Annotated in this window: 13 protein-coding genes and 1 pseudogene; 2 read left to right on the top strand and 12 right to left on the bottom strand. The window is 72.6% G+C overall.

What is annotated here, in order from left to right:
- Positions 1–302: 302 nt before the first annotated feature.
- On the bottom strand, positions 303–1,139 hold the full coding sequence (locus ABZS66_RS56295; RefSeq protein ID WP_354772336.1) for a helix-turn-helix transcriptional regulator: 837 nt from the start codon (positions 1,137–1,139) through the stop codon (positions 303–305).
- Between the two features lie 130 nt (positions 1,140–1,269).
- Between ABZS66_RS56295 and ABZS66_RS56290 the strand changes: the two genes are divergently transcribed.
- A complete protein-coding gene (locus ABZS66_RS56290; RefSeq protein ID WP_354772334.1) occupies positions 1,270–2,262 on the top strand; it encodes an aldo/keto reductase in 993 nt (330 codons plus the stop codon).
- Here the strand turns inward: ABZS66_RS56290 and ABZS66_RS56285 are convergent.
- From ABZS66_RS56285 to ABZS66_RS56270, 4 genes are all read right to left on the bottom strand, one after another.
- A complete protein-coding gene (locus tag ABZS66_RS56285) occupies positions 2,223–3,491 on the bottom strand; it encodes an FAD-dependent oxidoreductase (RefSeq protein WP_354772332.1) in 1,269 nt (422 codons plus the stop codon). The genes ABZS66_RS56290 and ABZS66_RS56285 overlap by 40 nt on opposite strands.
- Before the next feature lie 112 nt (positions 3,492–3,603).
- The gene (locus ABZS66_RS56280) at positions 3,604–4,203 is read right to left on the bottom strand and encodes a hypothetical protein (protein WP_354772330.1); all 600 of its coding nucleotides are present in this window, start codon (positions 4,201–4,203) and stop codon (positions 3,604–3,606) included.
- A gap of 140 nt (positions 4,204–4,343) precedes the next feature.
- Positions 4,344–4,700: a tetratricopeptide repeat protein gene (locus ABZS66_RS56275; RefSeq protein ID WP_354772328.1), complete on the bottom strand. Its 357-nt coding sequence runs from the start codon at positions 4,698–4,700 to the stop codon at positions 4,344–4,346.
- A gap of 42 nt (positions 4,701–4,742) precedes the next feature.
- Entirely contained in the window at positions 4,743–5,573 is an 831-nt protein-coding gene (locus ABZS66_RS56270; protein WP_354772326.1) for a lysophospholipase, read from the bottom strand.
- Here ABZS66_RS56270 and ABZS66_RS56265 point away from each other — a divergent pair.
- Positions 5,572–5,712: a hypothetical protein gene (locus ABZS66_RS56265; RefSeq protein ID WP_354772324.1), complete on the top strand. Its 141-nt coding sequence runs from the start codon at positions 5,572–5,574 to the stop codon at positions 5,710–5,712. The two genes, ABZS66_RS56270 and ABZS66_RS56265, sit on opposite strands and share 2 nt — an antisense overlap.
- A gap of 8 nt (positions 5,713–5,720) precedes the next feature.
- Here the strand turns inward: ABZS66_RS56265 and araA are convergent, their stop codons facing one another.
- The 7 genes and pseudogenes from araA to ABZS66_RS56230 form a co-directional block, all read right to left on the bottom strand.
- On the bottom strand, positions 5,721–7,211 hold the full coding sequence (gene araA / locus ABZS66_RS56260; protein ID WP_354772322.1) for an L-arabinose isomerase: 1,491 nt from the start codon (positions 7,209–7,211) through the stop codon (positions 5,721–5,723).
- On the bottom strand, positions 7,208–7,888 hold the full coding sequence (locus tag ABZS66_RS56255) for an L-ribulose-5-phosphate 4-epimerase (protein WP_354772320.1): 681 nt from the start codon (positions 7,886–7,888) through the stop codon (positions 7,208–7,210). Before ABZS66_RS56255 ends, araA begins: the two co-directional genes overlap by 4 nt.
- On the bottom strand, positions 7,885–9,498 hold the full coding sequence (gene araB / locus ABZS66_RS56250) for a ribulokinase (RefSeq protein WP_354772318.1): 1,614 nt from the start codon (positions 9,496–9,498) through the stop codon (positions 7,885–7,887). The genes ABZS66_RS56255 and araB overlap by 4 nt, the downstream gene beginning before the upstream one ends.
- Positions 9,495–10,484 carry a galactofuranose ABC transporter, permease protein YjfF gene (gene yjfF, locus ABZS66_RS56245; RefSeq protein WP_354772316.1) on the bottom strand — a complete coding sequence of 330 codons (990 nt, stop codon included), beginning with the start codon at positions 10,482–10,484 and terminating at the stop codon, positions 9,495–9,497. The genes araB and yjfF overlap by 4 nt, the downstream gene beginning before the upstream one ends.
- Positions 10,481–11,512, bottom strand: coding sequence for an ABC transporter permease (locus ABZS66_RS56240; protein ID WP_354772314.1), 1,032 nt, complete (start codon positions 11,510–11,512; stop codon positions 10,481–10,483). The genes yjfF and ABZS66_RS56240 overlap by 4 nt, the downstream gene beginning before the upstream one ends.
- Entirely contained in the window at positions 11,509–13,023 is a 1,515-nt protein-coding gene (locus ABZS66_RS56235; RefSeq protein WP_354772312.1) for a sugar ABC transporter ATP-binding protein, read from the bottom strand. Before ABZS66_RS56235 ends, ABZS66_RS56240 begins: the two co-directional genes overlap by 4 nt.
- A gap of 12 nt (positions 13,024–13,035) precedes the next feature.
- Positions 13,036–13,146, bottom strand: a pseudogene (locus tag ABZS66_RS56230) (LacI family transcriptional regulator); the annotation flags it as partial.

The following is a 13,146-nucleotide window of genomic DNA, read 5'->3' as shown; positions in this document are numbered from 1 at the left end:
CCGCGATCGCGCCGGCCGCCAGGGCCGACCGGCGCGCCCGGTGGCGCCCGGGACGGGCGGTCCCGGACTCCGTGTGGGAGGGCATGGGTGCTCCTTCGGGTGGGTCGACCACGCGCCGTGGGCATGGTGGGTCAGCCCGCGGACCCCACCGACCTCGTCGCGGGCGGCGACGGTCGGGGGCTGCGGCGAGGTCCAGGAGGCGCGCGGTGCGATGACAGGTGGCTGAGACGATAGGAAAGTTAACTATCAGCTGTCAATATAGGTCTTGATTAAGGTCGATTAAAAAGTCCTGAAGCCGCAGGTCAGGCGAACTGCTGCAGCCCGACCACGGCGAGCAGCGCCAGCTTCTCGGCGGCGTCGGTGCCCGGCGTCGGGGTGTACACCAGCAGGAACTGACCCTGGTCCGGCGTCATCAGGGTCTCGCAGTCGACCTGGACCGGCCCGACCTGCCGGTGCACGATCACCTTGCGGTCGGCCCGGCGGACCGCGACCTCGTGCTCGTCCCACAGCTCGGCGAACTCGGGGCTGGCCGCGCGTAACCGCCGCACCAGGCCCTCCACGTCGGCGTCGCCGGCTCGGCGGGCCGCGGTCGCGCGCAGGTCGGCGACCATCGAGCGGGAGTGGTGGTCCTCCTCCGCCGCCGGGTGGACGAAGCGGGCCGCCGGCTCGGTGAACCACCGCCAGATCCGGTACCGCCGGTCGCCGCGCAGCGCCGCCTGGTCGCCCATGAGCAGCGTCGACATCCGATTCTGCGCGAGGGTCTCGCCGAGGTCGGACACGACCATCGCCGCGGTGTCGCCGAGCAGGTCGAGCATCCGCAGCAGGCCGGCCCGGGCGTGGGCCTCGGCGCCGCCGGACGGCGGCGGGCGGTGGCCGGCGAGGTGGAACAGGTGGTCGCGCTCGTCGTCGCTGAGGCGCAGCGCGCGGGCCAGGGCGGTGAGCATCTGCGCCGACGGCTGCGCGCTGCGGCCCTGCTCGAGGCGCACGACATAGTCGGTGGACATGCCCGCGAGCATGGCGACCTCCTCGCGGCGCAGACCGGCGGTGCGCCGGCGGGGGCCCTCGGCCAGGCCGGCGTCGCCGGGGCTGATCGCCAGCCGGCGGCGGCGGAGGAAGTCGGCGAGGTCGGCGCGCTGCATGGGTCCATCGTCCCCGGCCCCGCCGGCCGTAGCCAGGGACTGCCGGTCCTAGGGCAAACGCTCCGCTGGTACCGCCGCGGCAGTGGGCGGATGGTCGGAGGGAACCCACACGCAGTACAGGAGCGGCACAATGCGAACCAGCAACCTCGGCACCACCGGCCCGGCCGTCTCGGCGATCGGCCTCGGCGCGATGGGCATGTCGGGCATGTACGGACCGGCCGACCGCGACGAGAGCATCGCCACGATCCACGCGGCGCTCGACGCCGGCATCACGCTCATCGACACCGGCGACTTCTACGGCATGGGCCACAACGAGCTGCTCATCCGCGACGCGCTGCGCGCCGGCGACCGGGAGAACGTGGTCCTCAGCGTCAAGTACGGCGGGCTGCGCGGACCCGACGGGGCCTTCGCCGGCGTGGACACCCGCCCGGTCGCGACGAAGAACTTCCTCGGCTACACGCTGACCCGCCTCGGCACCGACTACGTCGACGTCTACCGGCCGGCCCGGCTCGACCCGGCGGTGCCGATCGAGGAGACCATCGGCGGCCTCAAGGAGCTCGTCGAGGCGGGCTGGGTGCGCCACATCGGCCTGTCGGAGGTCGGCGCGGAGACGATCCGGCGGGCGCACGCCGTGCACCCGATCGCCGACCTGCAGATCGAGTATTCGCTGATCTCCCGCGGCGTGGAGGACGAGGTCCTCGGCACGCTGCGGGAGCTGGGCATCGGCATGACGGCGTATGGCGTGCTGTCCCGCGGCCTCATCTCGGGCCACTGGCGCAGCGACCGGGCGCTCACCCCGGGCGACTTCCGGGCGCACAGCCCGCGGTTCGCCGAGGGCAACGTCGACCACAACCTGTCCCTCGTCGAGGAGCTGCGGGCCGTCGCCGCGGCGCGCGGCGCCACCGTGGCCCAGGTGGCGATCGCCTGGGTGCTCGCCCAGGGCGCCGACATCGTGCCGCTCGTCGGCGCCCGGACCCGGGAGCGGCTCGCCGAGGCCCTCGGCGCGGCCGACCTGGCCCTGACCGCCGACGACCTGGCGGCGATCGACCGCGCGGTGCCGGACGGCGCCGCGAAGGGCGACCGCTACCCGACGGCGTTCATGGCCGGGTTGGGCAGCCGCTGAGCCGGGGGCCGGCCCAGGAGCGGGCCCAGGGCCGACGGGGGGTCGACCAGGGCGGTGACCCGCAGGAACGCGACCGCCAGCTCGTCGTCGTCGCAGGCGGCGAGCTGGAGCGCGCGGATCTGCGGCGACCCGCCCAGGTCGTTGCCCGTCGCCAGGGCCCACGGCGCCTCGAGGGCCTCCGCCTGCCGGGCGAAGTAGCCGTCCTCGCCGTCGCGCAGCGCGAGGGCGCTCAGCGCGGCGACCGACATCCCCTGCCCGTAGATCGGGTTGAACGCGCAGGCCGCGTCGCCGATGACGACGATGCCCTCGGGCACCTCGGCCCGCTCGTAGCGGCGCCGCACGTAGGCCGGGATCCGGAACGTGGCGGCGTCGCCGATCGGGGTCGCGCCCCGCACGACGTCGGCGGTGTCAGGGACGGGGAGACTCTCGGCGTAGCGCAGGAAGTCGTCGAGCCCGGTCGGCGGGACCTCGCCGCGGACGCCGGCCAGCGTGACGAGGATCCGGCCGCCCTCCAGGCGCTGGACGACGGAGCTGCGGCGGTGGTCGTCGTAGCGGGCGGTCACCGCGACGACGTCGGTGCCGAACCGGCCGTCGTCGGCGAAGATCCGGGTGGAGTAGCGCAGGTCGATCGTGACGACCTCCTCCTCCGGCGGGGTCAGGCCGAGCTCGGCCAGCCACTGCGGCATGCGCGAGCCCCGGCCGGTGGCGTCGACGACGAGGCCGGCGGGCAGCACCCGGGAGCCGTCGCCGTGCCGGCTGGTGACCCGCACGACCCGGTGGCCGGCGCCGTCGGTGCCCATGCCGACGATGTCGTAGCCGTCGAGGAACCGCACGTTCGGCAGCTGCCGGACCAGTTCCCGGGCCGTGTGCTCGATGAGGGCGCGGCTGCCCGAGACGGCGGTGAGGCCGCTGCGGGCGGCGCGGAGGCGGCGCCCGTTGAGGTACCAGCGGGTGTCGGCCGAGATGTCGCCCCGCAGCGCACCGGCGGCGACGAGGCGGTCGGTGAAGCCGGGCAGGAGTTCCTCGGCGGCCTGCAGCCCGCGGGGCAGCATGGCGTGCACGTGCCGGCCCTGCGGGACGCCACGGCGGTGGAGGGGCCCGGTCGGCAGGAGGTCCCGTTCGACGATGAGGATCGAGTCGTGCCGCGGGGCGAGCGCCGCGGCCGCGAGCAGCCCGGCGATCCCGCCGCCCAGCACGACGACCCGGCGGGCGATGTTCGTGTGCGTCATACGACGACGGTCGCCGCTGGGACGGCTGCGGTCTGCGCACTTGTACGCGCCCACCGGGTCGTGGATACGACGCAGGACGTGTCCGGCGCTTCGATCTCTCCGGTGCGGGCGGTCAGTCGTCCGGCATGTGGCCGCCGAGGCCGATGACGAAGGCGAGCAGCGCGCACCCGGCCGCGATGATCAGGGCCAGGGTCGTGAAGCGGCCGATCGGGTCGTCGACCGTGACGTTGAACCAGCCCCGCGGATCGACCCGGACCGGCAGGGTGTCGCCGACCTTCGGCTCGCCGTCGAGGAAGCGCACCGCGCCGAGGTCGTCGCCGGTGGCCGGGTCGCGGACGTGGAACACCGGGAAGTCGCCGCCGCTGTCGCGCTGCCAGCCGTTGGTGATCTGGGTGACGACGGCGTTGACGGGCCGGCCCTCATTCGCCATGTACACCGGCAGCACGACGAGGGTCGTCAGCCAGCCGGTGAACGTGAGCACGAGCAGCATCACGATGCGCAGCGGGGCGGTGTGGTCGGGGGCGCCGACGCGGTGCACGAGGTAGCCGGGGACGGCGGCGGCGACCGACAGCCCGGAGCCGACCAGCAGCCAGGTGAACCCGGGCCGCCCCGCGATCAGCCCGGTGATCGCCACGATGCAGGCGGTGACGAGGAACGCGGCCCCGGTGCGCCACAGTCCGGTCCACAGGGCGCGCCACGGATACCTCGTCACGCCCGACACCGTAGGCGATCAGTCCCCGCACCGCTGCCCCCGCCCCCGCCGGGCGCCACAATTCGCGGACCACGCGGCGGCCCGCTCACAGCGGCCGGCCGGCCCCGGCACACGCGCGGGACCGGCCGGCGGCCTGGGTCTCAGTGCTTGGCCGCGACCCGCTCGACGGCCTTGGCGTAGTCCGGGACGTCGGCCATGGCCGCCGCCAGGCGCAGGAACGGCAGCGCCTCGCGGCCGCGGCTCTGCCGCTCCAGGGTGCGGCCGAGCAGGTGGCAGGCGTAGTGGTCGGTCGGGTCCCGGTCGACCAGCGCGCGCAGCTGGGTCTCGGCCCGGTTGAGCTGTGCGGACGCGAAGTAGGCCCGGGCCAGCCAGAGGCGCACCTCGGCGTTGCCGGGCTCCTCGGCGAGGACCGTCTCAAGGATCTTCGCGGCCTCGATCGGGTCGCCCGCGTCCAGGTAGAGGACACCCCTCCGGTACTCGGCGATCATGTCGGTCATGGCACGTGTCAACGCTGCACGCCCGCCGGAATGTTCCCGCGCTCAGTGGGTCTTGAGCCAGGCGACGAGGTCGTCGAGGACCTGGTCCTGTTCGGGTTCGTTGTAGACCTCGTGGTGCAGGCCCTCGTACACGTGCAGGGTCAGGTCGGTGGAGCCCGCGCGGGCCGCGATCAGGCGGCTCGACTCCTGGTCGACCAGGCGGTCCTCGGCGCCGTGCAGGACCAGCACCGGCAGCGTCAGGGACGGCAGGCGCTGCTGGAACAGGGTCATCTGGGTGAGCATCGCGCCGCCCAGGCCGGCCGGGACCTTGCCGTGGTGGACCAGCGGGTCGGCGTCGTAGCGGGCCACGACCTCCGGGTCCTTCGAGATGTACTGCGACGGCAGCGACTGCACCGGCGCCCCCGGCGCGATGCGGCCCAGGACCTTCGCCACGGCCATCGCCGGCTTCGGGATGCCCTTGCCGGGCAGCACCGGCGTGCCGGACAGCACCAGGCCGCGCAGGGCGGCCTGGTGGTCCAGGGCGTACGCGAGGGCGATCATCGCGCCCATGCTGTGGCCGATGAGGAACGGCGCCTGGCCGGGGTGGCGGCGGGCGACCTCGGCGAAGAGCAGGTCCAGGTCGTCGGTGAACTCGCCGATGCGCCGCGCGAGCATCCGCTTGCCGCCGGAGCGGCCGTGGCCGCGGTGGTCGGGGGCGTACACGGCCAGGCCGAGCTCGCCGAGCCGGGCGACGACGTGATCGTACCGCCGGGCGTGCTCACCCATCCCGTGCGCCAGGACGACGGCCCCGGAGACGTCGCCGCCGGGCGTCCAGACGTCGTACACGATGCGGACCCCGCCGCCGCCGGTGAGGTGGCTCTCCTCGCGCTGCATGGCAAGCATCGTCCGCCGCCCCGGCCCGTCATCGCAAGCGTTCGGCGGCGCTGCGCTCCACGCAGAACTCGTTGCCCTCCGGGTCGGCGAGCACGGCCCGGGCGGCGCCGACGCCCGCCCGGCCGTGACGGGCCCGTGACGGGTCGGTCAGAAGCCGCGGGCCAGGCGGTAGTAGGCCGCGTTCCAGCGGACCTCCTTGGTGAACTGCCGCGTGGTGGTGTCGTTGTCGATGACGAGCAGCTCGGTGCCGATCATCTCGGCCAGGTCGTGCAGCTCCTCGGCGCCGACGGCCTGGGAGAGGGCGGTGTGGTGCGGGCCGCCGGCGGTCAGCCAGGCCTCGGCCGACGTGGACAGCGACGGGGCCGGCTTCCAGACCGCCCGGGCGACCGGGAGCTTCGGCAGCGGCGCGGTCGGGGCGACGACCTCGATCTCGTTGGCGACGAGGCGGAACCGCTCCCCCAGGTCGGCCAGGCCGACGACGATCGCGGGGCCGGGGGCGGCGTCGAAGACGAGCCGGACCGGGTCCTCGCGGCCGCCGATGCCGAGCGGGTGGATCTCGCACGACGGGGTGTCGGCGGCGATCGACGGGCAGACCTCCAGCATGTGGGCGCCGAGGATGACCTCGTTGCCGGGCGTGAGGTCGTAGGTGTAGTCCTCCATGAAGGACGTGCCCCTGGAGTCACCGGCGGGGGTCATCGCCTTGAGGGTGCGCACGAGGACCGAGGTCTTCCAGTCGCCCTCGCCGCCGAAGCCGTACCCGTCGGCCATGAGCCGCTGCACGGCCAGGCCGGGCAGCTGGCGCAGGCCGCCGAGGTCCTCGAAGTTGCTGGTGAACGCCTTGAAGCCGCCGGCGTCCAGGAACCCGCGCAGGCCCAGCTCGATGCGGGCGGCGTACCGCAGCGACTCCGCACGCTCGCCCAGCAGCGCGGCCGAGACGCGGTAGGTGTCGGCGTACTCCTTCACCAGCTTGTCCACGTCGGCGTCCAGCGTGGCATCGACCGCGGCGACCAGGTCGTTCACGCCGTAGGTGTTCACCGAGACGCCGAAGCGCAGCTGCGCCTCGACCTTGTCGCCCTCGGTCACCGCGACGTCGCGCATGTTGTCGCCGAAGCGGGCCAGGCGCAGCGAGCGCATCGCCGCGTAGCCGGCGGCGGCCCGGGTCCACGCGCCGATGCGCTGCAGCACCCGCGGGTCGCTGACGTGCCCGGCGACGGTCTTGCGGGCCACGCCGAGGCGGGACTGGATGTACCCGAACTCGCGGTCGCCGTGGGCGGCCTGGTTGAGGTTCATGAAGTCCATGTCGATGTCGGCCCAGGGCAGCGCGACGTTGGACTGGGTGTGCAGGTGCAGCAGCGGCGTGCGCAGCGCGTCCAGGCCGGAGATCCACATCTTGGCCGGGGAGAACGTGTGCATCCAGGCGACGACGCCGACCACGTCCGGGTTGTTGCCGGCCTCCAGGCAGATCCGCAGGATGTCGGCGGCCGAGGTGAGCACCGGCTTCCACACGACCCGCGCGTCGATGTCGGGCGCCTCGTCGAGGGCCGCGGCGATCTGGCGCGACTGCGACGCCACCTGCTCCAGCGTCTCCGGGCCGTACAGGCCCTGGCTGCCGGTCAGGAACCAAACCTCGTGCGTCATCGTGCGCCCTTCTTACCGGAGTTGTGCTGGCCGTAGACGTTCTGGTAGCGGTCGTGCAGCGAGTCGACGGCCGCGGCCGGCAGTCGCTCGACGGACCCGAGCTGCCGGGCGAAGTGCATCGTGCGGGCCACGTCCTCGCACATGACGGCGGCCTTGACCGCGGCCTTGGCGTTGCCGCCGATGGTGAACGGCCCGTGCTGGCGCATGAGGACCGCCGGTGAGCGGTGCCCGCTCAGCGTCTCCACGATCCCCCTGCCGATCGCGTCGGAGCCGATGAGGGCGAACGGCCCGACCGGGATGTCCCCGCCGAACTCGTCGGCCATCGCGGTGAGCGAGCACGGGATCGGCTCGCCCCGGGCCGCCCAGGCGGTCGCGTACGGGCTGTGGGTGTGCACGACCCCGCCGACGTGCGGCATGTGCCGGTACACGTAGGCGTGCGCCTCGGTGTCCGAGGACGGCGCGTGGTCGCCCTCGACGAGCCTGCCGTCGAGGTCGCAGACCACCATGTGGTCGGACGTCAGCTCGTCGTACATGACCCCGGAGGGCTTGATGACGAGCAGGTCCTCGCCGGGCACCCGCGCGGAGACGTTGCCGGCCGTCCAGGTGACCAGGCCCCACCGGATGAGCTGGGCGTGCAGGTCGCACACCTCCTTGCGCAGCGCGTCGACCGAGGTCACGCGGCCACCTCCTCGCGCAGGGCCCGCAGCCGGTGCAGGGCGTCCGTGCCGCCCCGGCCGAAGTGCTCGTGCAGCTCGGTGTAGACCGCGTAGAGGTGGTCGTAGACGTCGGCCGCCGCGGCGTCGGGCGTGTAGACGGCCCGGGAGACCCGCCCCATGACGGCAGCGGCCGCGCGGATGTCCGGGTAGGTGCCGGCGGCGACCGCCGCGTGCATCGCCGAACCGAGCGCGGGGCCCTGCTCCGAGCCGATGACCGAGATGGGCCGGCGCAGCACGTCCGCGTAGACCTGCATGACCAGGGTGTTCTTGAGCAGGCCGCCCGCCGCGATGAACTCGGTCACCGGCACGCCCGAGGACTCCAGGGTCTCCAGGATGGTGCGCGTGCCGAAGGCCGTGGCCTCGATCAGGGCCCGGTAGACGTCCTCCGGACGGGTGTGCAGGGTCTGCCCGACGATGACGCCGGACAGGCCGTGGTCGACGAGGACCGAGCGGTTGCCGTTGTGCCAGTCCAGCGCGACCAGGCCGTGCTGGCCCGGCCGCTGCGCCGCGGCCCGCGCCGTGAGCTCCTCGTGGGTCAGGCCGCCCTCGAGCTGCGTCTCGACGTACCAGCCGAAGATGTCGCCGACGCCGGACTGGCCGGCCTCGAAGCCCCACAACCCGGGGATGATGCCGTCCTGCACGACGCCGCACATGCCGGGCACGTCGGCGAGCGCGTCGCCGCTCATCACGTGGCAGGTGGACGTGCCCATGATGGCCACCAGCTGACCCGGCTCGACCGCCTTCGCGGCGGGCGCGGTGACGTGCGCGTCGACGTTGCCGACCGCCACCGCGATCCCCTCGGGCAGCCCGGTCCAGGCCGCGGCGGCGGCGGTCAGCGAACCGGCCCGCCCCCCGAGCGGGGACAGCGGACCGTCCACCTTGGACACCCAGTCGCCGAACCGCTCGTCCAACGACGACAGGAACTCCTTCGACGGGTACGAGCCGTCCTGCAGGACGCCCTTGTAGCCGGCCGTGCACGCGTTGCGGGTCTCGACACCGGCCAGCTGCCAGACGATCCAGTCGGCCGCCTCGATGAACCGGTCGGCCCGCGCGTAGATCTCCGGCGCCTCCTCGAGCACCTGCAGCGCCTTCGCGAGCTGCCACTCGGAGGAGAGCTTCCCGCCGTACCGCGGCAGCCACGACTCGCCGCGGGAGGCCGCGAGGGCGTTGATCCGGTCCGCCTGGCCCTGCGCCGCGTGGTGCTTCCACAGCTTCGGGTACGCGTGCCGCTCCCCCGGCAGCACGTCCGACAGCGGCGTGCCGTCGGCGAGCACCGGCAGGAACGTGCACGCGGTGAAGTCCGTGGCGATCCCGATCACGTCGGCCGGGTCGGCACCCGCCGCGGCGACCGCCGCCGGTACCGCGTGCCGGAGCACGTCGACCCAGTCGGCGGGCAACTGCAGCGCCCAGTGCGGCGGCAGCGCCTCGCCGGTGTGCGGGAGGGTCCGTTCGACGGCACCGTGCCGGTACTCGTGGACGGCTGTGCCGACCTCCGCCCCGTCGCCGACCCGGACCACGACGGCCCGGCCGGACAGGGTGCCGAAGTCGACACCGACTACATACTGCGTCATCTGCTTCTCCGCGCCACGGCCCGCTGCAGGACGATGAAGACGAACAGCAGCGCACCGATGACGATCTTGGTCCACCAGGAGCTGAGGTTGCCCTGGAACGTGATGATGGTCTGGATGAGGCCGAGCACACCGACGCCGAGGACGGTGCCGAAGAGGAAGCCGGAGCCGCCGGTGAGCACGGTGCCGCCGATGACGACGGCGGCGATCGCGTCGAGCTCCATGCCCAGGGCGTGCAGGCCGTAGCCGGAGGACATGTAGAAGCTCAGCAGGACCCCGCCGAGGGCCGAGCACAGGCCGCTGAGGGTGTAGACGGCGATCCGGGTGCGGCCCACGGGCAGGCCCATGAGCAGCGCCGACTGCTGGTTGCCGCCGAGGGCGTAGACGTTGCGGCCGAACCGGGTGTACGCCAGGGCGTACGCCGCGACGAGCACCACGACGAGCGCGATGACCACGCTGTAGGAGATGTGGAAGCCGCCGAAGCGCAGCTTGTCCTGGGCCATGTGGGTCCAGAACCCGTCGGTGATCGGGATCGAGTCGGTGCTGATCACGTAGCACAGGCCGCGGGCGAGGAACATGCCGGCGAGCGTGGCGATGAACGGCTGGATGTCGAAGAAGTGGATGACGGCGCCCATGCCCAGGCCGATGACCGCGCCGACGGCCAGCACCAGGGGCAGCACGATGCCGGGCGACCAGCCGTTCTCCAGCAGCGACGCGGCGATCATCGTGGTGAGCGCGACGACCGCGCCGACCGACAGGTCGATGCCGCCGGTGAGGATCACGAACGTCATGCCGACCGCGACGACGAGCAGGAACGCGTTGTCGATGAAGACGTTCAGCACGACCTGCGTGTCGTCGAAGCCGTCGTAGGCGACGATGCCGGCGCCGTACATGCCGACGAGCAGGGCGAGGGTGGCCAGCACGGGGATGTGCCGCTGCCGCGGGGTCACCCAGCGACGGAGGTCGCCGGCCGTTGCGAGCGTGCTCATGCGGGTACCTGCACCTTCTCCGCCGCGGTGGGCGCCGCGGCCGCCGGGGGACGGCGGCGGCGCTGGAACGCGGCCCGGAACTTCGGCGACTGCGCGAGGCACAGGGCGATGACGACGATCGCCTTGAACAGCAGCGTGATCTCGGGCGGGACGCCGATCGTGTAGATGGTGATGTCGAGGGTCTTGATGATGACCGCGCCCAGGACGGTGCCGACGATGGAGAACCGGCCGCCGGCCAGGGACGTGCCGCCGATGACGACGGCGAGGATCGCGTCGAGCTCGATGAGCAGGCCGGCGTTGTTGCCGTCGGCGCTGGACACGTTGGAGCTGATCATCAGCCCGGCGATGCCGGCGCAGAGCCCGGCGAAGACGTAGACGGTGAGGATCAGCCAGCGTGAGCGGATGCCGGCCAGGCGGCTCGCCTCGGCGTTGCCGCCGACGGCCTCCAGCAGCATGCCGAGCGCGGAGCGGCGCACGAGCAGCACGGCGAGCACGACGACCAGCGCGGCGATGAGCACGTTGAGCGGGAGGCCGAACCAGTAGCCCGCGCCGATCATCTTGTACGGCGAGCTGTTGATCGTGATGATCTGCCCGTCGGTGATCAGCTGGGCGAGGCCGCGGCCGGCCACCATCAGGATCAGCGTCGCGATGATCGGCTGGATGCCGACGGTCGCGACCAGGAAGCCGTTCCACAGGCCGAGGCCGAGCGACAGCAGCAGCGCCAGGCCGACGGCGAGCAGCACGCCGGTGACGCTGTTCTGGTCGCCGAGGTCGCTGATCTGCAGGCAGGCGAGGGCGCCGGCGATGGCCACGACCGCGCCGACCGACAGGTCGATGCCGCCGGTGGCGATGACCAGCGTCATGCCGAGCGCGACCAGGGCGAGCGGGGCGCTGGCGCGCAGGATGTCGATGAGGCTGCCGTAGAGGTGCCCCTCGCGCAGCTCGATCTTGAAGAAGCTGTGCGAGAACAGCACGTTGACGACCAGCAGAATCACGAGGACCACGAGGGGCCACAGGAAGCGCTTCATGACGGGCCGCCTCCGCTCGCGATCGCCGCCATCAGCCGGTCGGTGTCCACGTCGTCGGTGTTGGGTAGCTCGGCGACCAGGCGGTGGTCCCGCAGTACCGCGATCTTGTGGCTCAGGCGGAGGACCTCTTCCAGTTCGGCGGAGATGAACAGCACGGCCATCCCGCCGTCGGACAGTTCGATGACGAGCCGCTGGATCTCGGTCTTGGCGCCGACGTCGATGCCGCGCGTCGGCTCGTCGAGGATGAGCAGCCGGGGCTCGGTGATGAGCCACCGCGCCAGCAGCACCTTCTGCTGGTTGCCGCCGGAGAGGTTGCGCACCGGCAGCTCCGGGTCGGCGGGGCGGATGTCGAGCGCCTTGATGTACTTCTGGACCAGCTCGTCCTGCCGCCGGCGCGACAGCGGCCGGGACCACCCGCGGGCGGCCTGCAGCGCGAGGACGACGTTCTCCCGGACCGACAGCTCCTCGACCAGGCCCTCGGTGCGCCGGTTCTCCGAGCAGTACGCGATGTCGTGGTCCATCGCGCTGCGCGGGCCGTGCATCGCGACCGGCTTCCCGTCGATGCTGACCCGCCCGCTGTCGGCCTTGTCGGCGCCGAAGAACAGCCGGGCGATCTCGGTGCGGCCGGAGCCGAGGAGGCCGGCCAGGCCGACCACCTCGCCCCTGTGGATCGTGAGGCTGAACGGTTCCACCGCACCCGCCCGGCCGAGCCCGTCGGCGACGACGATGGGCTCGGCGGCGGACAGGTTGCGCTTCGGCTGGTCCTCGAGGCGCTCCAGCGCCGCGAGCTCCTTGCCGATCATGAGACTGACCAGCTCCAGCTGCGGCAGGTCGGCGACGCGGTGCTCGCCGACCAGCCGCCCGTTGCGCAGGATCGTCATGCGGTCGCACACCTCGTAGATCTGGTCGAGGAAGTGCGACACGAACAGGATCGCGATGCCCTGGTCGCGCAGCTGCCGCATGACCCGGAACAGCTGGGCCACCTCACCCTTGTCGAGGCTGGAGGTCGGCTCGTCCAGGACGAGCACCTTGGCCTCGACGTCGATGGCCCGGGCGATCGCGACCATCTGCTGGACCGCGATCGAGTAGGTGGACAGGGGCGCCGCCACGTCGAGGTCCAGCTCCAGGCGGTGCAGCAGGTCGGCGGCGCGGCGGCGCATCACCCCCCACCGGATGTGCCCGAAGCGGGTCGGCTCGCGGCCGATGAAGATGTTCTCCGCCACCGAGAGGTTGGCGCAGAGGTTCACCTCCTGGTAGACCGTGCTGATCCCGGCCTGGGTGGCCGCCAACGGGCCGGTGAAGCTCACCGGCTGCCCGTCGAGCACGATCTCGCCCGCGTCCGTGCTGTAGACCCCGGTCAGCACCTTGATCAGGGTCGACTTCCCGGCGCCGTTCTCCCCCATGAGGGCGTGGACCTCGCCGGGGTACAGGCGGAAATCCACGTCCTCGAGGGCCTTGACGCCCGGAAACTGTTTGCTGATACCGGTCATCGTCAGCATTGCTTCGGTCATGGCGGTGTCGTCTCAGTACTTACGGTTCGGGAGGGCGGCCTTGGCCTGCTCGGGAGTGAACGTGGTCTCCTCGGTCAGCACGCGCTGCTCGACCGTCTCGCCCTTGACAACCTTCTTGGCCAG

The organism is Dactylosporangium sp. NPDC005572, assembly GCF_040605515.1.
Taxonomy (GTDB): domain Bacteria; phylum Actinomycetota; class Actinomycetes; order Mycobacteriales; family Micromonosporaceae; genus Dactylosporangium.
Note: the sequence above shows the minus strand (reverse complement) of the source record. Positions and strands in the feature narration are given on the sequence as shown.

What these genes read in the sequence shown, in the direction of transcription:
- ABZS66_RS56235 (WP_354772312.1), bottom strand. Translation starts at nt 13,023, where the DNA reads ATGACCGAAGCAATGCTGACGATGACCGGTATCAGCAAACAGTTTCCG.
- ABZS66_RS56265 (WP_354772324.1), top strand. Translation starts at nt 5,572, where the DNA reads ATGGCAAGCATCGTCCGCCGCCCCGGCCCGTCATCGCAAGCGTTCGGC.
- ABZS66_RS56270 (WP_354772326.1), bottom strand. Translation starts at nt 5,573, where the DNA reads ATGCAGCGCGAGGAGAGCCACCTCACCGGCGGCGGCGGGGTCCGCATC.
- ABZS66_RS56285 (WP_354772332.1), bottom strand. Translation starts at nt 3,491, where the DNA reads ATGACGCACACGAACATCGCCCGCCGGGTCGTCGTGCTGGGCGGCGGG.
- araB (WP_354772318.1), bottom strand. Translation starts at nt 9,498, where the DNA reads ATGACGCAGTATGTAGTCGGTGTCGACTTCGGCACCCTGTCCGGCCGG.
- ABZS66_RS56290 (WP_354772334.1), top strand. Translation starts at nt 1,270, where the DNA reads ATGCGAACCAGCAACCTCGGCACCACCGGCCCGGCCGTCTCGGCGATC.
- ABZS66_RS56275 (WP_354772328.1), bottom strand. Translation starts at nt 4,700, where the DNA reads ATGACCGACATGATCGCCGAGTACCGGAGGGGTGTCCTCTACCTGGAC.
- ABZS66_RS56295 (WP_354772336.1), bottom strand. Translation starts at nt 1,139, where the DNA reads ATGCAGCGCGCCGACCTCGCCGACTTCCTCCGCCGCCGCCGGCTGGCG.
- ABZS66_RS56240 (WP_354772314.1), bottom strand. Translation starts at nt 11,512, where the DNA reads ATGAAGCGCTTCCTGTGGCCCCTCGTGGTCCTCGTGATTCTGCTGGTC.
- yjfF (WP_354772316.1), bottom strand. Translation starts at nt 10,484, where the DNA reads ATGAGCACGCTCGCAACGGCCGGCGACCTCCGTCGCTGGGTGACCCCG.
- araA (WP_354772322.1), bottom strand. Translation starts at nt 7,211, where the DNA reads ATGACGCACGAGGTTTGGTTCCTGACCGGCAGCCAGGGCCTGTACGGC.